At 42.3% G+C, this 23,037-nt stretch carries 23 protein-coding genes; 22 read left to right on the forward strand and 1 reads right to left on the reverse strand.

Translation table 11 applies throughout. The annotated features are described in order from the left end of the window. Positions 1–271: 271 nt before the first annotated feature. Entirely contained in the window at positions 272–571 is a 300-nt protein-coding gene (locus tag CW740_RS00230; protein ID WP_106645668.1) for a hypothetical protein, read from the forward strand. 28 nt (positions 572–599) lie between these two features. Here the strand turns inward: CW740_RS00230 and CW740_RS00235 are convergent, their stop codons facing one another. Continuing rightward, positions 600–1,427 carry a MipA/OmpV family protein gene (locus CW740_RS00235; RefSeq protein ID WP_106645669.1) on the reverse strand — a complete coding sequence of 276 codons (828 nt, stop codon included), beginning with the start codon at positions 1,425–1,427 and terminating at the stop codon, positions 600–602. 203 nt (positions 1,428–1,630) lie between these two features. On the opposite strand from CW740_RS00235, the gene CW740_RS00240 reads away from it, so the two are divergent. The 21 genes from CW740_RS00240 (at position 1,631) to CW740_RS00345 (ending at position 23,018) form a co-directional block, all read left to right on the forward strand. After that, positions 1,631–3,946: a M20/M25/M40 family metallo-hydrolase gene (locus CW740_RS00240; RefSeq protein ID WP_157826387.1), complete on the forward strand. Its 2,316-nt coding sequence runs from the start codon at positions 1,631–1,633 to the stop codon at positions 3,944–3,946. A gap of 68 nt (positions 3,947–4,014) precedes the next feature. Next, positions 4,015–4,683 carry a tetratricopeptide repeat protein gene (locus tag CW740_RS00245; protein ID WP_106645671.1) on the forward strand — a complete coding sequence of 223 codons (669 nt, stop codon included), beginning with the start codon at positions 4,015–4,017 and terminating at the stop codon, positions 4,681–4,683. Between the two features lie 64 nt (positions 4,684–4,747). Beyond that, positions 4,748–5,881, forward strand: coding sequence for a serine hydrolase domain-containing protein (locus tag CW740_RS00250; RefSeq protein ID WP_106645672.1), 1,134 nt, complete (start codon positions 4,748–4,750; stop codon positions 5,879–5,881). 70 nt (positions 5,882–5,951) lie between these two features. Next, positions 5,952–6,542 (forward strand): hypothetical protein, encoded by a 591-nt coding sequence (locus tag CW740_RS00255; RefSeq protein WP_106645673.1) that lies wholly within the window; start codon positions 5,952–5,954, stop codon positions 6,540–6,542. A 179-nt stretch (positions 6,543–6,721) separates the two neighbouring features. Continuing rightward, positions 6,722–8,878, forward strand: a complete 2,157-nt coding sequence (gene katG, locus CW740_RS00260; RefSeq protein ID WP_106645674.1) for a catalase/peroxidase HPI — start codon at positions 6,722–6,724, stop codon at positions 8,876–8,878. A gap of 139 nt (positions 8,879–9,017) precedes the next feature. Next, on the forward strand, positions 9,018–9,851 hold the full coding sequence (locus tag CW740_RS00265) for a hypothetical protein (RefSeq protein ID WP_106645675.1): 834 nt from the start codon (positions 9,018–9,020) through the stop codon (positions 9,849–9,851). 48 nt (positions 9,852–9,899) lie between these two features. Continuing rightward, positions 9,900–10,454: a cytochrome b gene (locus CW740_RS00270; protein WP_106645676.1), complete on the forward strand. Its 555-nt coding sequence runs from the start codon at positions 9,900–9,902 to the stop codon at positions 10,452–10,454. A gap of 4 nt (positions 10,455–10,458) precedes the next feature. Further along, complete coding sequence (locus CW740_RS00275; protein WP_106645677.1) at positions 10,459–10,746, forward strand: hypothetical protein; 288 nt, start codon at positions 10,459–10,461, stop codon at positions 10,744–10,746. 216 nt (positions 10,747–10,962) lie between these two features. After that, positions 10,963–11,694 carry a DUF6920 family protein gene (locus CW740_RS00285; protein WP_106645679.1) on the forward strand — a complete coding sequence of 244 codons (732 nt, stop codon included), beginning with the start codon at positions 10,963–10,965 and terminating at the stop codon, positions 11,692–11,694. Between the two features lie 16 nt (positions 11,695–11,710). Continuing rightward, entirely contained in the window at positions 11,711–12,307 is a 597-nt protein-coding gene (locus CW740_RS00290) for a DUF1287 domain-containing protein (protein ID WP_106647950.1), read from the forward strand. Between the two features lie 88 nt (positions 12,308–12,395). Beyond that, entirely contained in the window at positions 12,396–12,806 is a 411-nt protein-coding gene (gene rnk / locus CW740_RS00295) for a nucleoside diphosphate kinase regulator (RefSeq protein ID WP_106645680.1), read from the forward strand. Between the two features lie 58 nt (positions 12,807–12,864). Continuing rightward, positions 12,865–13,149, forward strand: coding sequence for an encapsulin-associated ferritin-like protein (locus CW740_RS00300; RefSeq protein WP_106645681.1), 285 nt, complete (start codon positions 12,865–12,867; stop codon positions 13,147–13,149). 58 nt (positions 13,150–13,207) lie between these two features. After that, positions 13,208–14,386 carry a GGDEF domain-containing protein gene (locus tag CW740_RS00305; protein WP_106645682.1) on the forward strand — a complete coding sequence of 393 codons (1,179 nt, stop codon included), beginning with the start codon at positions 13,208–13,210 and terminating at the stop codon, positions 14,384–14,386. 59 nt (positions 14,387–14,445) lie between these two features. Next, on the forward strand, positions 14,446–15,240 hold the full coding sequence (locus CW740_RS00310; protein WP_106645683.1) for a PhzF family phenazine biosynthesis protein: 795 nt from the start codon (positions 14,446–14,448) through the stop codon (positions 15,238–15,240). Positions 15,241–15,322: 82 nt separating this feature from the next. Continuing rightward, positions 15,323–15,811: a hypothetical protein gene (locus tag CW740_RS00315; protein ID WP_106645684.1), complete on the forward strand. Its 489-nt coding sequence runs from the start codon at positions 15,323–15,325 to the stop codon at positions 15,809–15,811. 15 nt (positions 15,812–15,826) lie between these two features. After that, positions 15,827–16,486: an NADPH-dependent FMN reductase gene (locus CW740_RS00320; RefSeq protein WP_106645685.1), complete on the forward strand. Its 660-nt coding sequence runs from the start codon at positions 15,827–15,829 to the stop codon at positions 16,484–16,486. A gap of 86 nt (positions 16,487–16,572) precedes the next feature. Beyond that, complete coding sequence (locus tag CW740_RS00325) at positions 16,573–19,266, forward strand: cation-transporting P-type ATPase (protein WP_106645686.1); 2,694 nt, start codon at positions 16,573–16,575, stop codon at positions 19,264–19,266. 4 nt (positions 19,267–19,270) lie between these two features. Beyond that, positions 19,271–20,617: a diguanylate cyclase domain-containing protein gene (locus tag CW740_RS00330; protein ID WP_106645687.1), complete on the forward strand. Its 1,347-nt coding sequence runs from the start codon at positions 19,271–19,273 to the stop codon at positions 20,615–20,617. A gap of 32 nt (positions 20,618–20,649) precedes the next feature. Then, positions 20,650–21,165, forward strand: coding sequence for a TspO/MBR family protein (locus CW740_RS00335; RefSeq protein WP_373286459.1), 516 nt, complete (start codon positions 20,650–20,652; stop codon positions 21,163–21,165). A gap of 84 nt (positions 21,166–21,249) precedes the next feature. Further along, the gene (locus tag CW740_RS00340; RefSeq protein WP_106645689.1) at positions 21,250–21,789 is read left to right on the forward strand and encodes a manganese efflux pump MntP; all 540 of its coding nucleotides are present in this window, start codon (positions 21,250–21,252) and stop codon (positions 21,787–21,789) included. A gap of 50 nt (positions 21,790–21,839) precedes the next feature. Next, on the forward strand, positions 21,840–23,018 hold the full coding sequence (locus CW740_RS00345) for a hemolysin family protein (RefSeq protein ID WP_227523870.1): 1,179 nt from the start codon (positions 21,840–21,842) through the stop codon (positions 23,016–23,018). Positions 23,019–23,037 lie beyond the last annotated feature (19 nt).

Raw genomic sequence — 23,037 nt, forward strand, 5'->3', positions numbered from 1 at the left:
TATCTTTCTTGGAATAGGGTGTGTTGCAGTTGCTTATACACAAGTAGAAAACCAATCGGCAAATTATGGTTTATGGCTAGTTGTTGGTGTGCTCGCCTTATTTTCCGGGATAGGTCTTTTTGTTTCGATATTTTGCAAAGACTACTGGGTGGCTTTGGTTCTTGGGAAGCCTCGGTTATGAAGTCGAAATTAGAGCTAACAAGTATAGTAAGCATTACCCAACGGATGGAACGTTCTAAATCGCGTTTTTACTTTTGACAGTGAGTATCGAATGGAAGAATTAAAGGTAATCGCTATAGGGGCTGTTATTTTTTTTGGAATTATGCTTTTTCTGGGAGCGCTTCCAAAAATTTTATCGCGTATCAGTGATCCACCAAGAATGAAGTTAATAGAGAACTATTTAGCAGAACAAGGGTGTACCGAAATAGAAATCAAACCATATTCCGCACATTACGGTGTTCGTTATAAACGAAATGGAATTAAATATTATTCGAAATGTTTAGCCAACTTAGAGACAAAGGAATTGGAATGGGTGGGAAAATCACCGGACTGGATTAAAGAATTAGCGTAAATCCAGCCGGCGTTGTTTTTCGTGGAATTTAGAATATATAAATAAAGCCAATACTTACTTCGGCTTCATAGTCGCTACGAGCGATTGGGCTATCCTGAACTTCGCTACTAAAGTGTTCATAGAGTGCCTCGCCAAAAATTTGCCAGTTTTCGTTGAGGTAATAGCGGTAAGTGTAGTCAATCCCAATCGAGCGGAAACCACCATCCAGGTTAGTTTGCGGTAAACCCGATGCAGCTGACTGTTCGGCGGTTATGCCGAAACCGTTATTGGCATATTCACTATCGTGAAAGACACCGACTAAATTAATTTCAGAACCGGTACCGTCAAGTTGATCACCGAAGCGATAGCCTAGACCAAAGAGACCAAGATTTCCGTTACTGCCAGTGACCATTCGACCCACAAGCCAATAACGCCAATCGTCGTCGAGTGCATAACGAGTTTGAAGTACAAGTTCTGTCGCCTCTTCGGTATCACCGAGTCCATCAAGATAACCTTCATCGGAATCACCTTCTTCGCGACCTTCATCAAAGGCTACCGCAGCATCGAATAGCCATTTATCAGCTCGAAGACCGCGCCAGCCTAGCGCTTCACCCGCAAAATAGAAAATATCATCTCCATTTCGCCATTGAATAGCGCCAGCAGGCTGAGCTTCAAAACCAAATTCGTCCGACCCTTCGTAGGCCGACTCGTATTCAACACCTAGACCCAGCGCGAAAGCCCAGCCATCCTCACCCTTTGTGAAGTCATCGACAGAGGGCAAAGGGACCAAGGCAGTTTTTTCTTCCTCGGCTAAAGCCGTGTGAGATATAAAGCCATATGCCAACATGACCAATAATAAGCCAGTAAACTTTTTCATTTTAAGCACCTTCCAATATGAGAGGGACAGAGTGTCCAGATATAATGAAATAATTGAATCACAAGCGTTGTGAAACATTTGTCAATAGGTCGCATATTGGGGTTGATTATTTTATTATCAGATTCGGAATACACGGGTGGGTAAAGCTAGGTACAAAAATACTCAATACCAAATTTAACATAATGAAAAACGAAGGATTAATAATGCTAACTAGGAGTTACAAAACATCATCTTGGAGTTTCATCTTTGCTACGGCCTTAATCATACTAAGCGCAGTGTTTATACGAATGCAGATGATGCCAATTGATGATTTACCGAGTGATGCCGACAATAATGTTTTTTCGGCAGGGCGTGCATTTGACATCTTAACAACCCTGACAGACCAGGACGTCGCGCATACCGTTGATAGTGAAGAAAATAGACAAGTTGCTGAACAGATTATAGAAAAAATACAACGGCTGGGATTTACAGCAGAGCAACAAAAAACACAGGTTTGTCTGGATTATGAAACGGGCTCTGCACGTTGCACTCACGTTAATAACATCATTGTGACCATCGATGGCACAGAAAGTGATGACGGCATATTACTTTCTGCCCATTATGATTCAGTGCCAAGTGCAGAAGGGGCGAGTGATGCAATGGCAGCGGTTGCCACTCTGCTTGAAACATTGCGACTTATTAGGCAGTCCACGCCACCAAAAAACCGTCTGGTTTTTTTGTTTAACGAGGGCGAAGAGTACGGATTAATGGGAGCGCGTGCATTTATGCGCGATCACCCTCAGGCCAAAAATCTAAAGATCGCTCTCAATATTGAAGCGAGAGGCACAAGTGGTCAAAGTGTCATGTTTGAGACAGCCGAAAATAGTGGTTGGCTTGTGGATCTCTATTCAAAATCAACTCCAGCACCCCTGACCAGTTCAATCTTTTATGAAGCCTATAAGGTACTGCCAAATGACACTGATTTAACGGTATTTAAGGAGTATGGCTTACAGGGATTAAACTTTGCTCATGGCGAAAATTTAGCCCACTACCATACCCCGTTAGATAATTCACAACGATTGAACAAAGGCAGTTTGCAACATCATGGAGATAATATCTGGGGGGTATTAAAAACTCTTAAAGATAGCGATCTGACAAAAGTTGAAAGTGGAAATAAGGTGTTCACTGACTATGCGGGCTTGTTTGTTATCAGTTGGGACGAAAGTAATAACCTTCTAATTGCTAGCCTGTTGATAGCAGTGAGTGTGACGTTACTTGCGATGTTTAAACTGTCAGAAACTGTCACCGTTTCCCGTGTCCTTCTAACTGTTTTATCAGGATTATTAATTGTTGTGATAGTTGCCTTAGTCGGCATGTATTATCAGTATTTGATGCAATGGTTGACGGGAAAGCAAGCTCCATGGACCGCCAATGGATTACCAATGCGATTTGGTTTGTGGTTAGTCAGTTTAATAATCCTATTGACCACTGGGCGAATCTTTCTGAAGCGAACACAACCTATTGAGTCCTTAGTCGGATTATCGCTGTTGTGGTCACTTCTATCTATTGCCTTTGCATTCCTGGCACCGGGTGTGACTATTATTTTTGCTTTGGCTGCGATGGTTACCTTAGGTGGCTTGGTACTGCTGTTACTGGTCAATCGAAAAATGAGGAAAGGGCAGCAAACAAACATTGAAACTTTTGCAATAGTCACTGCTGTTTTGTCATCCGTGTGTTTTATTGCTATGGCATTTGTGTTTGAGAAACTATTAACATTTCATTTATCCATAGCAGTGGCAACAATGATCGGATTTGGATTAATAACGTTATTGCCAATCATTGTTGCTTCACCAGTAATCCATCAATCCTATGCCAAAGCTATAATTTCACTGGGTGTGTTGTGGATACTGACAACGGTATGGGCAATTACACAACAAGCATACAGCTCGGATGCGCCTCAACATCTGAATATACGATATATTGTCAAAGAGAGTGAACACAGGATTGCACTACACAATCAAGAACGAGATATTCCAGAAGCAATTATGAATGCCTTTGATAATAACTTTGAAAATCAAGCGGTATATCCCTGGTCAACCGGTAATTTCCCGGTAGTAAAAGTTGAGTCACAGAGGGTTCCAACTGTAAGCGTCAGCGTAGACTATGTGAGTAGGGGAAGTGATGGGCGTGTGGCGGATGTGCTTATAAACTCCCCGCAGAAAGACTTTTTTGAACTACGTGTTTTTATACCTAAAACCTCTGAGCTGATCACTATAAAAAACGGTGAAGATATTCTTTGGTATGACGAAGAAACTGCATACTCCTCTGACTATTATGAGTATCGTTGCCGTGGTGATGAGTGTGCAAAACGAAAACTAAGAATGAGTTACGGTGTAGATGAACCACTAACGATTATGAGCGTTACAATATACAAGCAGCTGCCAGAACAGTATCAGTATCTATCGGAACTTAAAGGGGAAACTGCAGTATCAGTACATGATGGTGATAAAACTGTGATCATATCAGAGCACAAGCTATAACAAGATAAATGTTCAAACTAGAACCTACTTTGATGTAACTAACAATTCAAAATAAAAGGAAAAATATAATGAAATACAAACAGTTGATCGTGGTAATGATAATGGCCTGTATGGTTTCAGCCTGTAAAACGACAGGAGAAGCAACAGCCGACGAAACAACAACTGCAAAAACAACAGTAACAAGTAAACATCCTTGTCTCGATTTAGGAATTTATGAAAAATCAGGTGTAGACGAACTGGGATTAACAGAACTATTGAAACAAGCTAAGAGTGGTAACCCATGTGCACAAAACGAAATGGGCAGACGTTTGGGTGTAGGTGAAGGTGTTGAAATTAATTCTGAGGAATCATTTGCTTGGTATAAAAAGTCAGCCGCTCAGGGCTTAGCTATCGGCCAAGTTAATTTAGCCTATATGTATTTCAAAGGAGAGGGCACAAGGAAAGATTTGGAGCAGGCAAAATATTGGTTCTTACAAGCTGCAAATCAAGGACACTTTGAAGGTCAGCGCATGCTAGGTTATATGTATATCACTGGAACCGGTGTTGAGAAGGATGGAAAGGAGGCAGAAAAATGGTACTTGCAGGCGGCAAACCAGGGACATGTGGATTCCCAATACTCATTGCACTATATGTATGCTAATGGAGATGGTGTCGAAAAAGACGAAGGAAAAGCAGTCATGTGGTTACACAGAGTAAGAGATGCAAGGCTGTATGGTGAAGTGTGGAAGAAAAAATAACAGACAATTTAATAACTTAATGTATGAATGACATTGTGATGATCATTACATCAATGAAAAGAATATGAATATTATGAAATTAATTTTACTTGCTATTTCAATATGTTTTTCGATAACAACAAATGCTAAACCGAATGATCAGGCTATAAATAAAAGCTTACTTGAATGGCAGCAAGAGGTTGAGCAGTCAAATTTTTCAGGGAATGTATTGGCAATTCTTAATGGGCAGCTGATTTATTCGAAATCATTTGGGTTGGCTAATCGTGAGAAAAAAATCCCATTTAATGAAAATACGGTCTTCGACATTGGTTCAATTACAAAACAATTTACCGCTACAGCAATTATGAAGCTTGTAGAAGAGGGTAAATTATCACTGGGAGATACGTTAGATGCTCACTTCGAGAATGTACCAAACGACAAGAAGAATATTACACTACATCATTTACTAACACATACGTCTGGGTTTACGCATGGATTTGGTTTATACGATGTTGTGGAAAAATATGGGCTAATAAATGAAGCATTTGACTCAAAGTTAGTTGCAAAGCCAGGTGATAAATATCACTACTCTAATGTAGGTTATAGTTTGCTGGCAATCATAATAGAAAAAGAAACTAACAAAAGCTGGGAAGAATATATCGATGAAAAAATACTGCAACCGGCGGGTCTTAACAAAACGGGTTATAAGTTAGTTAAGCGGAATGAAAGCAATTTAGCTGTTAACTATGGACGCGACCCAAATGCATTTCAGCGACTTTTTGGAATAACTGCTGCGAGTGAATCTGTAGGTCATTCCCTGCAACATCAATATAACGAACCTGGGCCACGTTGGTACATGGAAGGTGCAGGTGGGTTTCTATCAACTATTGGTGATATGAGTAAATGGTATCTGGCCCTAGGTTCTGAAAAGATTCTGAGCCAGAAATCATGGAAAACAATATTCACACCATATATTACAGAGAATGAGGATAAAACATCGTATTATGGATATGGATGGGCAATAGGTACTAATGAAGCTGGGCACAAAAGAATCTCGCATGATGGTTCCAATGGATATACCTTAGCAGATTTCAAATTCTTTCCAGATAAGAAAGTCTTTATATTTATGGCTACTAACAATCGGGATGATATGCCTAACGAACTAATTAATAAGTTGGAGCTTATAATTCTGGATGAAGTTGTGACGAAAGGTAGTTAACTTGAAAGTAGTGAATAGATATATTGGAAACGGACTATAAGATCATCGTCGATTAATTTGTAGATAACTTATGAAGAGAATACTTGTAATAGCTTTAATCATATCCATTATCTGGGGGATAAGAAATTGCTCTGGAAAAGTGACTCTGGGTCCGGGAGTTATGGTTAATGATGTGCCTGTTCAAGAAGAAATTAAGTCACCAATTAGTTTCAACCATCTGGGCTTCAAGATAACCAAGGTCGCAAACTTTAAGATTAAGGCGAAGGTTTTAGCCAGGGAAGACTATTACTTTGACCGGGGTGCTGATCTCGCACCCGTTGATCTGGCATTGGGCTGGGGAAGAATGTCAGATGAAAGTATTCTTGAACAAATTAATATCACTCAGTCAGGCCGCTTTTATCGTTGGCGCGTCAAATCATTTCCTATTCCGCGCCGTGAAATCGAAACCCACAGCGCTAATATGCACCTGATCCCCGCCGATAAATATGTTCAATACCTGATAGATGATATTAGGGAAGGTGAAATTATTGAGCTAACTGGAAGTCTCGTGAATGTTCAATCAAAAGAGGGTTGGTATTGGAACAGTTCATTGACGAGGAATGATACAGGCAATGGTGCTTGTGAACTGATTTGGGTAGAGAGCCTTTCAGTATTAAAGTAAAAGCCGTGGTAATTTAGTAAAGAACTTAATCGGTTTCATAGAGTATTTAAATCTTGAGGCTTAATACTGATAAATCGCAATTCCATATGATATAACAACACCATGGTTTATAAACTACTACGCTGTAGACTATTAAACTCTATAAAACGTAGTGGAAATAATTTAACAAGGAGATTGTTATGTCCGATAAAAAATGTCCTGTAATGCATGGTGCGGTTACTAAATCCAGTTCATCGAATACAGACTGGTGGCCGAACGCTCTAAACCTCGATATTCTCCATCAACATGATAGAAAAACAAACCCGATGGGTGAAAATTTTAACTATCGCGAAGAAGTCAAAAAACTTGATTTTGAAGCCTTAAAAAAAGACCTGCATGAATTGATGACCGATAGCCAGGAGTGGTGGCCCGCAGACTGGGGACACTACGGCGGTTTGATGATTCGTCTGAGCTGGCATGCCGCAGGAACGTACCGAATTGCAGATGGCCGTGGTGGTGCTTCAACTGGTAATCAGCGTTTTGCGCCAATCAACTCATGGCCGGATAACGTTAACCTCGACAAAGCACGTCGTCTGCTTTGGCCAATCAAAAAGAAATACGGAAACAAACTCAGCTGGGCAGATTTAATGACCTATGCTGGAACGGTAGCCTATGAGTCCATGGGTCTTAAGACTTACGGATTTGCATTTGGTCGTGAGGACATCTGGCATCCAGAAAAAGATATCTACTGGGGTGCTGAGAAGGAATGGTTAGCGCCAAGCGATAATGAGCACAGTCGTTATTCTGGAGAGCGTGATCTAGAAAATCCTTTGGCAGCAGTGATGATGGGTTTGATTTATGTGAACCCTGAAGGGGTAGATGGGAATCCAGACCCGCTTAAAACTGCAAAGGATATACGCGTAACTTTTTCACGAATGGCTATGAATGATGAAGAAACCGTCGCTTTGACCGCTGGTGGTCATACCGTCGGTAAGTGTCACGGTAACGCCAAAGAAGAGGAGCTTGGTAAAGAACCCGAAGGATGTGATGTAGAAGAGCAGGGCCTGGGCTGGAAGAGCAAAAAGAAGCGTGGCATTGGTCGAGATTCAATGACCAGTGGTATTGAAGGTGCCTGGACGACCCATCCTACCAAGTGGGATAACGGCTATTTTGAAATGCTACTGAATCATGAGTGGGAGCTAAGCAAGAGCCCAGCAGGCGCTTGGCAGTGGCAGCCAATAGAAATCAAGGAAGAAGACAAGCCTGTCGATGTGGAAGACCCTGCCATTCGGACAATCCCAATCATGACCGACGCGGATATGGCGATGAAGATGGATCCGGACTATCGCAAGATATCTGAAAAATTCTATAAAGACCCCGAGTATTTCTCGGAGGTTTTTGCGCGAGCCTGGTTTAAGTTAACTCACCGCGATATGGGACCTAAAGAAAGATACATTGGCCCAGACGCTCCGCAAGAAGATTTAATTTGGCAGGATCCTGTGCCAGCTGGTAACAAAGATTACGATGTTGGTAAAGTAAAAGAGAAAATTAAATCCAGCGGACTGAAAATTAGTGAGATGGTGGCAACTGCCTGGGACAGTGCCAGAACTTTCCGTGGCTCTGATCTTCGTGGTGGAGCCAATGGTTCACGTATTCGTCTTGCACCACAAAAAGATTGGCAGGGCAATGAGCCAAAGCGTTTGTCCAAGGTACTTAAAGTGCTAGAGCCAATTGCCAAAGAGACTGGTGCCAGCGTAGCGGATGTGATCGTACTGGCGGGCAATATCGGCATTGAAATGGCTGCTGAAAAAGCAGGTTTCAATATTGAGATTCCCTTCTCCCCGGGCCGTGGTGACGCAACCGATGAGATGACCGATGTAGAATCATTCGAGCCGTTAGAGCCGGTACATGATGGCTACCGCAACTGGCTGAAAAAAGATTATGCGGTACCAGCCGAGGAAATGCTATTGGATCGAACCCAGCTAATGGGTTTAACTGCACCAGAAATGACGGTTCTGATCGGTGGTATGAGAGTGCTTGATACTAACTATGGAAACAGCAAACATGGTGTATTTACTGATCGCGAAGGAACTTTAACGAATGACTTCTTCGTTAACCTGACAGATATGAAGTACAGCTGGAAACGTACCGAAAATAATCTTTACGAAGTCTGCGATCGAAAAACCGGTAAAGCCAAATGGACTGCAACTCGGATTGATCTAGTGTTTGGATCAAACTCGATTCTGCGTGCGATAGCTGAAGTCTATGCCCAAGATGACAACCAGGAAAAGTTTGTGCAAGACTTTGTTGCTGCATGGACTAAAGTCATGAACGCCGATCGTTTCGATTTAAACTAAAGCATATAGTGCCGCATCAGACAACTGGTGCGGCAAACCTAACGAAATATCTGAAGAGTTCCTGCACAATAAGTAATGGCACAGCAAAAATTATAATGCATGGTGTTTATAATAAAGAGACAAACTAAGGGAGGAAGCCATGGATAAAAAAATTGCGCTAATAACCATTCATGGAATGGGGGATACCGAAAGAGATTACTATACGGGTTTCTACGATCAGATAAAAAATGCCTTGGGTGAGGAATTATGGCACAAGGTGATCTTCAAGCCTCTCTATTATCAAGATATTCTACAAGGGCAACAGGAATTAGTGCTTGGCCGAATGCGCGACCAGGTTGACTGGATTAAGCTAAGACGCTTCCTATTATATGGATTTTCCGACGCTGCAAGCCTTGAGTATAAGAAAAGAGTTAAGAATAGCCCTTATTATCTGACACAAAAAATGATAATGGCTGCCATGGACGAGATTTTTGATGAATCAGGGACGCGTCCAATTCCAGTGGTTGTCGTAGCAAACTCTTTGGGTTGTCAGGTGATTTCAAGCTATATTTGGGACGCGCAACGAATTGATGCATCTGTAGGGATCTGGAGTATGCAGCGAGATGATGAGGTTGCAGAAGGTTCTCCGCGGGATAGGTTCAGAAGAATGATCAGTTTGAAGCAGTTTTATACCTTAGGCTGTAATATCCCCATATTTGTTGCAGGACATAAAAACATTGAAGCTATAAAAGCACCCACAGAAGACTTCAAATGGTATAACTTTTATGACAAAGATGATGTGCTTGGCTGGCCGTTACAACCACTCAGCCCTTCCTACGAAGAGCTTGTAGAAGATATCCAAATCAATGCTGGAAGAGGGCTATTCAGTAAACTCTTTAAGTCCTGGAACCCATTAAGTCATGGCCAATATTGGCAGGATAAAAAAGTCATTTCTCATATAAGTAGTAACATCAAACAAATCATCAAACAGTAATTAAAACCTGTGCTATATTCATTACGATGAAAATAATGGGGAGAAGAAATGGGTATAAAAGATAATAACCAAAACTATGGGCGAGTAAGCCGAGTTTTACACTGGGGCATGGCATTATTATTGCTATGGCAGTTTTTAAGCGCAGCAGCACACTTCTTCTTTGATGACACAGCTATAGAAGCTTTCTTCTGGCCAAGCCATAAACCTATGGGCTTACTACTGTTTGTCTTAATTATTATAAGAATTATCTGGGCGTTAATGAACGTATCCAATCGTCCCCCTTCCATAAACTGGCTAGCAAGACTTGGCCATATAACGCTTTATCTTCTATTGCTGGCAATACCAGCACTAGGTTTATTGCGACAATATGGCTCGGGGCGCTCTTTTGAGGTATTTGGTATGACCATCTTCAAGGGTTTTGAAGGTGACAAAATACAATGGACTTTAGATTTAGGCGGATTGTTGCACGGAGAGTTAGGCTGGCTTTTACTGGCGTTAGCCATTGGCCACACCATAATGAGCTATTGGCATAAAAGATCGAAATCAACTGCTCACGTGTTTACTAGAATGTGGGGCAGGAAAAGCAAGAACCTTATGGACTAGAAATATGGAAACATTAAAGAGTCTGTTTCTTTCAATTCTGGTGATATTACCATTAATACTGTTAGTAGTTCTCATGGCGCAGAAGCGAAGAGGGCAAATTATTATTATAAGCTGTGCAGTTGTAGGTTTTTTCGTTGCAACAATTTTAGAACTATCATTCCAACAGCATCCACATTTACCAGTACCAATTTGGGCCATGTTACAAGTAGTATTAGCTTTTATTATTCCAGTATTGGCCGTTGCTATAAGGTTTATGATCAATAAACACAGAAATAATCGGGAGATAGAATGAGCAAGAACTCACGAAATATTATAGCTTTTGTTATTTCTTATTTTATAACACGTTTAGGATTCTATTTATTAGGATATAACCCATTTGAACACAACACATTTTGGGTGGGACTAGCTATAGATTTTGGAATTTGGATATTGGTTTTTGGATTAGTTAGCTGGAGTATTCATAAGATTGGCCCTACTAAGAAGAGCTAATTAAAAAAAGGAATTAAATATGGCTAAAGGAGAAGTAGTAATAAACAAGGTTAACTTTAGCCATTTGTCAGGATTACCTGAGCCAGTTCAACGATACTTCAAACATGTCCTAAAGGATGGTCAGTCGGTTATCAACCAAATAGAACTGACTCAGCATGGAAGCTTGAGAACCAGCACCGATAGCAATAAATGGCTTCCTTTCAAAGCAATCCAGCTAGTTTTACCTAACAGCAAAAGCTTCATATGGCATGCAAGCATAAAATTATTCCCAGCGGTATATATTTCAGTGGAAGATAGTCTACAAAGCGGCATAGGCTCCGGTAAGGTTAGGTTGTTTAATATTTTCCCAGTTGCCAGCGACTCGAATCATAAAAAGTTAAACTCAGGAGCTCTGCATCGCTATCTGGCGGAAGCTGTCTGGTTTCCCACAGCTTTACTTCCAGAGTCAGGCGTAACCTGGACTGGAATTGACGATAGCAGTGCATTAGCTAGCCTGTCAGTTAAGGAACTAACAGTTGAACTAGAGTTCAAATTTAATGATAACAATGAGGTAGAAGCAGTATATACCGAAGGCCGATACGGTCAGTTTGATGGAGGCTATCAAAAACGTCCATGGCAGGGACATTTCAAAGATTACCATGAAATTAATGGCATGAAAGTTCCCAGTTATGGGGAGGTGGGGTGGTGGATAGATGGCAAACTTGAACTGGTCTGGAAGGGTGAAGTGAGCAAAACCATCGTGAATGAATAGACTCAAGAAGGATGTTATGCAAAGAACAATGTTACTGGTAGGGATAATTTTATTTAGCTCACCGATACTGGCAAAGACTTCCAGCGAAAAATTAGTAGAAGCAGCACTAGAGAGAACACAATTTGAGGTGAGGTATGATGGCCGATACATGGCCATTGATTATCCAAACGGTGATGTGCCACTAGATATGGGTGTCTGTACTGACGTAGTCATTCGATCCTATCGTAAGCTGGGCATTGATTTGCAGCAATTGGTGCATGAAGACATGCGCGATAATTTTGAATTATATCCATCGAAGAGAATTTGGGGGTTATCCTCAACTGATAAGAATATCGATCATCGCCGAGTGCCAAACCTGCAAGCATTCTTTAGTCGCCAAGGTAAAAGCCTACCGATAAGTAATGATCCGCAGCATTATCAGCCTGGAGATATCGTTAGTTGGATGTTGCCGGGCAATCTGCCGCATATCGGTATCGTAACCGATAAGAAAGATCTAGAAACTGGTAACCCATTGATTGTGCACAATATTGGAGCTGGCCCAAAGCTCAAAGATATGCTGTTTAACTATAATATAACTGGCCATTTCCGCTATTTCCCGCAAAGTGAAGAATAAGCCTGAATAAGCTTTAGTATTCGGTCAGAAAAGGCTAATCTAGAGTTATGTATTTCAAAAAACTATTGATCTGTAAGTGAGCAGAGTTATGTCGACAAAACCGAGTATTATTATTTCTTCGCTTGATGTAGAAAGACTGGAAAAGATTTTGGAAGCCTTGCCACACGGCACCGTGGGTAAAGAAGAATTGGAAACTGAGTTGGAAAGAGCGGAAATTGTTGAGCCTGAAGAAATTCCTGCCAATGTTGTCACCATGAATTCGACTGTACGGTTCAAAGTTGCATCATCCGATGAAGAATTTGAATATACCCTGGTCTATCCAAAAGATGCTGACGGTTCTAAGCATAAGATTTCAATTTTAGCTCCAGTAGGTAGCGCTATGTTAGGCTTGAAAGAAGGGGGTGAAATTGAATGGCCCAAACCGGGCGGTGGCAGCTTAACAGTACACATTGATCAGATCGTTTCGCAGCCAGAAAGAGAAGGGTTGTATTATAGATAATTGATAAATAAAGTGATGGTTAAGTAGCGTAAAATCGAAAGTGTTTAAGGAGCAAGTTATGTCGAATGAAGGTTATCACGAACCTTATGAAGAACTATCTGACGAAACCAAAGATATGCATCGCGCCATTATTTCATTGATGGAAGAACTGGAAGCCGTGGATTGGTATAACCAGCGAATCGATTGTTGCAAAGATGACGATTTAAAGAAAATCCTGAAGCATAATCGCGATGAAGAAAAAGAACACGCCGCCATGGTAATGGAGTGGATTAGACGCAGGGATCCTAAGTTTGATCAACAGCTTAAAGATTACTTATTTACAGAAGACGAAATTGGTCATTAAATTATAGAAGCCTCAAGATTAAATCTGAGGCTTTAATTTTACTTGGGGAAGAAGTTATTTGTCTGAACAAAAAACTAATAATGACATACATTGGTTAACGGGGCAGTTTCGTGATTGGAGCGACGAATTAAAATACCGTGGCTCAATTGAGAAGAGAGTGCGCCTAGAAACTCGGCTGGCATTAATTGTAGTAGCGGTTATATTTGCCTTATTTGGTATAACAGACTACAACCTGCTCGGACTAACCCGCGAATATTACTTGCTATTAGCCATGCGCATTACAGTGGTGAGCTCATGTTTAGCTTTAGCTTTTATTATTGGTCGCTGGGGTGGCTTTGCTAAAAGTGTCTGGCTACATGCTTTACCACTCTGGATAGTTGCCACTGGAATTGTACTCATTGTTCCGCTACGCCCTGAAAGTCTATTGACGCAAGTTACCGCGATAGTAGTGGCAATAATGGCATTCTATCTACTGATTCCTAATCTTCTTACCGTATCAGCCTTAGCCAGCTTATTTCTAAGCATCAGCTTTATAACAGCGGCGGTGGTATTTGCGGGAATAACTTTAGTAGGAACAATTACAATTGGCCTGTTAATCATAGTGGCTAATATCGTTGGCTACACCGCATTGTTGCGTATCGAGATCCTACAGCGGAAACAGTTTGCCTTGCTGTGTGAGGAGCGCGAACAAAATCAGCATCTGCAAAAAGAAATCGCACACCGACAATCGTTAGAAGATCAGTTACGCATGGCGGCGGAACTTGATGCACTAACAGGTGTTGATAGCCGTGGCCATTTTATGAAAAGAGCAAAAGCGTTGTTGCAACGCTCAAGTTATGAAAAGGCACCTTTTAGCCTATTTATGATCGATGTGGATCATTTTAAGCGAGTCAATGATACCTGGGGACACACCTATGGTGATCGAATTTTGACGAGAATTGTCGATGCCTGCCAGCAATCACTCAGACCAAACGACATTATTGGTCGATTTGGTGGTGAAGAGTTTGTGGTTGGCTTGCCTTGTACTGATGAAGAAGCAGCACAAGCTATAGCCAAACGCATAAAAGATAGTGTGGCAGCAATAGAGCTAGAAGGTGAAATGAGCAATCAGCGACTTAGCGTCACTATTGGGGTTGCAGTTGCCAGCCCGGATGAGGACCTCGATTCAGTAATTATGCGAGCAGACGATAAGCTCTATATCGGAAAGCGTGAAGGCAGAAATCGGGTGGTGGTATAAGGTTATGACAGCTTTGACGTACCTCACATAAGTTTTTCAATATTAAGTATGGTAAAAATATGACTGTTGAGATGCATATAGTTGATGCCTTTACGGAGCGTTTGTTTGCTGGCAATCCTGCAGCGGTTGTTATTACCGAGGAGTGGCTGGATGTTTCTTTGATGCAATCAATTGCTGCTGAAAATAACCTTTCTGAAACGGCTTTCCTCAAGCCTGTGCAAAATGATCATTATCAAATCCGTTGGTTTTCACCTTTAACCGAAATTGACTTCTGTGGTCATGCAACCATGGCTTCAGCATTTGTAGTCTTCCTAAAAAATGAACATTGTCATGAAGTCACGTTCAGCGCAACTGCAGTAGGTGACTTGTTGGTCACTAAACAGGCCGAGGGTGCCATTAATATGAGTTTCCCTAATCGAAAGCCTGAGCCAGTTGGTGATGTGCCGCAGGCATTATTAGATGGTTTATCAAAGAAGAAACCACATCAGGTTTTACGCAGTGAGCAGGCATATTTTGCAATCTATGATGATGAGCAGACTGTAAGAGAACTTGAGTATGACAGTGAACAGCTAAAGCAATTAGCGCCCTATGATGTGGTGGTTTCTGCGCCAGGCAAAGACTATGACTTTGTGTCTCGCTATTTCTGGCCAGCCAATGGTGGTGATGAAGATCCAGTGACGGGTTCGATTCATGCCGGGCTTGCGCCTTACTGGGGCGAGAAAATGAGCAAGCAGGAATTGAAGGCTTATCAGGCTTCAAAGCGTGGTGGTGTGGTTTATTGTAGACTGGCCGGTGATAGGGTGCATGTGTCTGGGAAGGCAGTTTTGTATTTAAAAGGTAAAATTGCTATTTAGGCTAGGTTCAGAAAGTTGGGCGTATGCTGGTCTAGGTCAGCTCATAATGAGCTGGTAAAAAAACTAAACAAAGGAGTTGGTTATGAAGATTATGAATAAAGTAACAGCGGCTGTAGTGGGGATCTCTTTAACATTATTGGGTGGAGTAGCTTTGGCCGATAGCACTAAAGAAGAAGCAACTCAGGAACAATCTGACACTCAGGAAAACGCACGCGGGATTGAGAAATCAGACATCAAGCGCGGAATGCCAATTGCAAAACCAAAACCGCAGCAAGCAGGTGATCCCATTCCGGATATTGATATCAAGGCAAATCAAGCGGAAAAGACGCTGCAAGACGACAAGACAAAGCGCGCTGGAGATCCGATTCCAGGTATTGATATTACGGTGAATCAGGTAAAAGGTGTTTGCCAGGAAAATTGTGATCAAGAAACAGCCGCTGTTAAAAAAGGTGGAAGCAAGTTTAAGGCGGGCAAAGCATTAGCAGATACCGTTAAGAAAGTGGATGACGGTAATGATGACGTTGATCATGTGGATGAAGACAGCGATGATGATGGTTTGCTGGATCAATAACTCCTATTAATTCACATGAAGTATTTACTTTTCCTTGGTACGGTACGAGACAGTACCCCACCTAAACCCGCAAGGTTAGGATTAAGAGTCGCAAAAGCCTGTCTTAAACATTTAAAGCAATTTCAAGCAGAACATGATGTCGAGCTAGTCGATCCCATGGACTATGACTTAAGCGCTCCATTCAAACCGCACTTTGCTTATGCCAAAGGCCAGGCACCAAAATCGCTTGATGAATTAGCCGAAAAAATTAAACAGGCCGATGGCTACGTTATGGTCAGTCCGGAATACAACCACACCATGAGTCCGGCGTTATCACACCTGCTTAATCATTTTGGCAGTTCATTGTTTTCCTATAAGCCCAGTGTCATCGTGACCTACTCGGCAGGACAGTGGGGCGGAGTTCGAGCGGCCATGTCCATGCGTGGTATTTTGTCTGAGTTAGGTTGTTTGCCAGTATCGGCAATGACCAATATTCCAAAGGCTCAGGAAGTGTTTCATGAAGATGGTAGTTATCAGGAAGAACAAAACAGCGAGCGCTGGAATAATTATCTAGCGCGTGGGTTTTTACAGCTAGAATGGTGGGCGCAGGCGACTAAACAGCATCGAGAAGCCGTGGACCCCGACAAAGTGATACAGGCCTTTAAGAAATATCCTTCACAACGCAATGCACCTTAAGCCAACAGGAATATGATAGCTAAAGCTTCTGATTTAATAGCAATTAGACTATCGTATAGAGTAGTTCCCATTTAATTGAGCGAAATATGGCGCAGCAGGATTGGCATACAATCGATGTTGAAACAGTGCTCAATAAGCTCGAGTCTAGTCAGCAAGGACTGGAATTGCAGCAAGTTGAACAACGCCAAAAAGATTTTGGCGCAAACTGTTTACCTCAGGCAGCAAGGCCTGGCTGGCTGATACGCTTTATACGTCAATTCCACAACACCCTGATCTATGTTCTTCTTATCTCTGCTGCGATAACAGCGCTATTACAGCACTGGGTCGATACTTCGGTAATAGTAGCCGTGGTTTTGATTAATGCCATGGTTGGTCTATTACAGGAAGGCAAAGCAGAGCGAGCATTGGATGCCATACGAAAGATGCTCGCCTTAAAAGCTGCAGTCATTAGAAATGATCAGCGAATCACCATTGAAGCGGAAAATTTAGTACCCGGAGACATTGTCATACTCGAAGCAGGCGACAAAGTACCGGCGGATCTGAGGCTGATAAAAGCACATAACCTGAAAATAGAAGAAGCTATTTTAACAGGCGAATCACTTGGCGTAGAAAAACAAATCGAGGCAGTGGAAGAAAAAGCAGTACTCGGTGATCGAAGTTGCATGGCCTACAGTGGCACCACAATAACCAGAGGGCAGGGACAAGGTGTTGTGGTAGCAACCGGAAAGCACACCGAAGTTGGTCGAATTAGCGGAATGCTGTCGGAAGTAAAAAGACTTACTACGCCGTTAATTGAGCAAATGGATACATTTGCTAAGTGGCTTAGCTTTGTCATTGTCATGATAGCCATCTTAATATTTGCAGCTGGCTATTGGCTACTCGGCTATGAGTTTAGTGAATTGTTCATGGCGGTTGTTGGCTTAACGGTAGCGGCTATCCCTGAAGGCTTGCCCGCAGTGCTAACTATAACACTTGCTGTAGGTGTACAGGCGATGGCTAAGAAGAATGCCATTGTCCGACAGCTACCAGCAATAGAAACGCTAGGTTCAGTTTCGGTGATATGTACAGACAAGACTGGAACTCTGACGCGTAATGAAATGAGTGTGGTGGCAGTCTGTACTTCGGAAAATAACTATGACGTAAGTGGTGATGGTTATATACCAATCGGGACAATCTCAAACCATGAGCGATCTGTTGAAATAGAGACAGAGCAACAATTAACAAGCATAGGCCTGACAGGCTTGCTGTGTAATGACTCGCAACTACAAAAAGAAGGCAATGCGTGGAGTGTCGAAGGTGATCCAATGGAAGCGGCATTATTAACATTTGCCGGGAAGATTGGATTTGATTTGGAAGCTAGTAGAAAAGAGTGGGTGCGAACGGACCTCATACCTTTTGATGCCAGCCATCGATTCATGGCCACTTTAAATCATGATCACCAGGCTAATGCAGCAATCTATGTAAAGGGAGCACCTGAAAAAATACTAGAGCTGTGCACTAAACAAATGGCCGATCAGGATCAAGAGAAAGAAATTGATCAAAAATACTGGCAAACAAAAGCAGCCGAACTGGCCAGCAAAGGTCAGCGAGTTATCGCGCTAGCAATAAAAAAAGTACCGGTAGAACATATAATACTGACACATCGTGATTTAGAAGAGGGGTTAGTTTTACTGGGTCTTGTTGGTTTAATGGACCCCCCGCGAAGTGAAGTGATTGAGGCAATACAAGAGTGCTACAGCGCGGGTATTGATGTCAAAATGATCACAGGTGACCACGCGTTAACAGCGTCATCAATTGGAGCTAAGATTGGTTTGCATAACCATGAGCGAGTATTGACCGGAGCAGAGCTCGATTTGATGGATGATGATGCACTCGAGCAAGCGGTCAAGGAAGTGGATATCTTTGCCCGCACCAGTCCAGAGCATAAATTGCGACTGGTAACAGCGCTGCAAGCCAGCGGGCTGGTCGTTGTAATGACCGGGGATGGGGTCAATGATGCGCCAGCACTCAAGCGTGCGGATGCCGGAGTTGCAATGGGTGTCAAAGGAAGTGAAGCTGCCAAAGAGGCGTCTTCGATTGTATTGGCTGATGATAACTTCGTGTCGATAGTATCAGCAATAAAAGAAGGGCGAACGGTTTACGACAATACTAAGAAGGTGATCAGCTGGTCATTGCCGACCAGTACTGGTGAGGCCTTTACTCTTATTGTTGCATTGATGTTGAGTATGGCCTTACCAATAACCGCGGTGCAAATTTTATGGGTCAATATGATAACGGCCGTGACGCTTGGAATAGCGCTAGCTTTTGAACCAACAGAAGCCAACACCATGAAGCAAAGACCGCGACCAAGAAAACAGCCTTTGCTAACAGGAACATTAGTCTGGCATATATTTGTGGTGACACTACTGTTTGTATTGGGAGTTTTTGGAATATACCGTTATGCTGTGGAGCAAGGCTATTCCATCGAGCTTGCCAGGACAATGGCAATGAACACGCTGGTGGTAATGGAAGTGTTTCATTTGTTCTTTATTAGAAATATGTATGGCACTTCACTAACCTGGAAAGCGATCAAGGGTACCAAAGTGATCTGGTATGCTGTGATATTAGTAACTGCGGGACAACTGGCAATTACCTATTTACCCTCGATGCAGGAAATATTTGCAACACGATCAGTGCCACTAAAGGATGGCATTCTGATAGTGCTGATAGGTGTTGCTGTGTTTGCCGTGGCTGAAACAGAAAAGCAGATTAGGCTGGGCTTGACTAGAAAAAGAGAATAACTGGATGAATCAACGTTTTTATGACATTGCTTCGCGCGTTGTTGATCTATTGATGGATGTGGTCTGTGTGGTTGATGAGCATGGGGTTTTTGTCTATATCAGTAGCAGTTGTGAAAAAGTGTTTGGCTATACCCAGCAAGAGATGCTGGGGACTAACATGATCAATTATGTTCATCCAGAAGATCGAAATAAAACATTAGCCATTGCAGCACAGATCATGCGCGGAAAGGAGCAGCCGTACTTTGAAAATAGATACGTTCGAAAAGACGGTAGTACAGTTTATATCATGTGGTCAGCGCGCTGGCAGGAAGAGGATAAGGTTCGAGTAGCGGTAGCAAGAGATATTACCGAATATAAACGATTCGAAAGGACACAGAACTCAATTTACAAAATTTCTCAAATGGCGCATAAGTCGAGCAATCCTGAACAGTTGTGTCAGGACTCCTACCAGCTTATTAAAAGCTTCATTGATATAGAAACCTTTATAGTTTGCACCAGGCACTCTGAAAAAAATCAAATCAAATTTACCTACAGCAATGACCAACAATATCCAACAGGATCGTCTTTCACGGTTGATAGTAATACTGCCATTTCGGAGATAGTTGAGAAAAGAAAAACACTGATGGCAAATAGTAAAGGCCACTCGCCTTTAGAGGTTGGTAAGGATGAAAAAGTAAGATTTCATCAGCACGGCAACTGGCTTGGTATTCCACTGACCACGCAGGAAAAAGTCATAGGTGTCTTGATAATAGGAGCAGCCAACAGCAAACGTTATTCGAACAATGATATTAGCCTATTAGAGTATGTTGCAGAACAGTTTGCAGTTGCTATTGAGCGCAAAAATAATGAACAGAAACTGCACCACCTGGCGAGCCATGACTGGTTGACAGGATTACCGAACCGTATGCTTTTTAATGACCGATTGGAAGTGGCAATTAATAGAGCCAAAAGAATTGGTGAGAAGGTGGCCTTGCTGTACATGGATCTGGATGGTTTTAAAGAAGTTAATGATAGTCTGGGACATGCCAAGGGAGACTTATTGTTAAGTAAGGTGGCGGTTAGAATTAAATCCTGCGTTAGAGAGTCGGATACTATCGCGCGCATGGGTGGTGATGAATTTACCGTATTACTGACAGAAATTCATGGACGGGAAGCAGTGGAAAATGTGTCAAAAAAAATTAAAGATGCATTAAAGGAAGGCTTCAATCTCGAAGCTAATGAAGCGGTTATCGGTATTAGTATTGGGATTGCTGTTTATCCTGATGATGGTGAAAATAGTGAGTCGCTTCTCAAAATTGCTGACAATGCCATGTATGATGATAAGCGACGAATGAATGGTAAGAAACAATAAACAGTAAAACTTATAAATGATATCTGGGGGAAATCATGAGCGAGTTAACTAAAACAAAAGATCTTTTAGGTCTGCTGGCATGGCTGATATTGGCTTTTGCTACTGCCACCATAGGCGCAATAGCTTCCGTTGAGGCAGGTCAGTTCTATAGTCAACTCGAACAACCCTCATGGGCACCACCTGGCTGGCTCTTTGGCCCGGTATGGACAGTTTTATATGCTTTGATGGGTATTGCAGCATGGCTGGTGTGGCGTCAACGATATAATTTAAATGCCTCATTAAAGAGAGTGCATGCTGCATTAACTATTTTCGTACTGCAGTTAATTTTAAACGCCTTGTGGAGCTGGTTGTTCTTTGCCTGGCATCTAGGGGGCTGGGCTTTCGTAGATATCGTCATTTTATGGATCTTCATTGGCTTTACGCTGGTTGGATTTTTACGGGTCAATAAATTGGCGGCAGTACTATTAGCGCCCTATCTACTTTGGGTTCTGTTTGCAGCAATTCTTAACTATGCTGTGTGGAAAATGAATCCAGCGATACTGGGTTAATAAAAACTTTCTTACACTCAGTCAGTCGCAACTGAAAAAGAATCGACCTACAATGTGCGTCATTAGCAATAACCTACGACTCAAATGTTAGAAGTTATCATTTTGGCGCTTGCCTTAAGTATGGATGCCTTTGCGGTATCCATTGGCCTTGGTTCGAAGCCTGTGGATAGTCATAGAAAACTAGCTTTCCAGGCTGCGGTATATTTTGGTTTGTTCCAAGGTTTAATGCCGTTGATCGGCTATCTGGGTGGTAAAGGGTTGCTCGGCTGGATTGAGGTTTACGCACCCTGGATTGCCTTCCTGTTATTACTATTTATTGGCGGAAAAATGATCTTTGAAGCTTTCTCAGAAGGCATTGAAGATGATATTGCCCAGATTACTCAACGGGTAATGCTGACACTAGCCATTGCAACCAGTATCGATGCCATGGCGGCTGGCTTTGCCCTGAATCTGTTAGAAGCCAACCCGTTTGTAGCCTGTGGCATTATTGGTTTGGTTACGATGCTAATGAGTGCAATAGGTGTTTATATTGGCAAACGCAGTGGAACTTGGTTGGAAAGCAAGGCTGAACTATTGGGTGGCGTGATTTTGATTCTGATAGCGATCAAGCTCGTGTTAAGCTAACTCCTGAAGATAAACCAGTTTAATTAAAGAATATTGGAATTATGCCGGTAATGAAAAAATTGATTATTGTTGCAACTCTATGCCTATTAGGGTTGCTTTCTATTGAGCCTGCTCATGCCAGTACAGTTGCTTCTCAAATCAGTCAGGTCAGTAGCATTGATTGGGCATTGCTTGCGCTTTACATTCTTATCGCAATTCTATTTTCTTTTTTATGCTCCATTGCTGAAGCGGTGCTTCTGAGCATTACCCCTTCATACATTGAACACTTGCAGGAAAAGAATCCTAAGCGTGCCAAGGTATTGCGCACCCTGCGAATAACCAGTGTCGATCGATCGCTAGCGGCTATTCTGACGCTGAATACGATAGCTCATACAGTAGGTGCCATTGCTGCTGGGGCTCAGGCTACTGTTGTTTTTGGCAGCGCCTGGATTGGGCTATTTTCTGTGATCATGACCTTAGCCATTTTGTTCTTCTCAGAAATCGTTCCGAAAACGATTGGTGCTGTGTATTGGAAGCAACTTGCTACCATTACCGCATTATACGTTCAGTGGTTAATCAAGATTCTGTACCCGCTAATCTGGCTTTCAGAAATGATTACCAAGTGGATCTCGCATGGCAAGAAACAGCATATTTTCAGTCGTGATGAGTTTCTGGCGATGGCCGGGCTGGGTGAAAGAACGGGCCATATTGATGAACATGAGTTCAGGGTTGTCAGAAATCTGTTCCGGTTCCGTCAGTTACGGGCCAAGGATATTATGACCCCACGCACGGTGATGGTGTCTCTTCCTGCCAGCGCAAAAGTAGAAGATGTATTTCAACAAGTGTTGGAAATTCGCTTCTCAAGATTACCTATCTACAGTGAAGACAATGATGACATTACCGACTTTGTCTTAAAAGACGATATTTTAATGACCCAGGCGAAAGATCATGGAGCAAGAACGCTGGGACACTTAAAGCGCAAGTTAATGGTGGTGTTGGCCGAGATGCCCTTACCGGATTTAATGGAAGTACTACTCAATGAGCGCCAACATATCGCACTAGTTGTGGATGAATACGGTCAGACCTCCGGGCTCGTTACCCTTGAAGATGTTGTTGAAACCTTACTGGGTTTAGAGATTATGGACGAGATGGACGAGGTCAAAGATATGCAGTTGTTAGCACGCCAGCAATGGCGTAAGAGAGCGGAAAAACGCGGCCTCATCATCGATAATGACTCTGAAAGCCAATAAAGCAAGTCAAAACTGACAA

The organism is Kangiella profundi (assembly GCF_002838765.1).
GTDB lineage: Bacteria > Pseudomonadota > Gammaproteobacteria > Enterobacterales > Kangiellaceae > Kangiella > Kangiella profundi.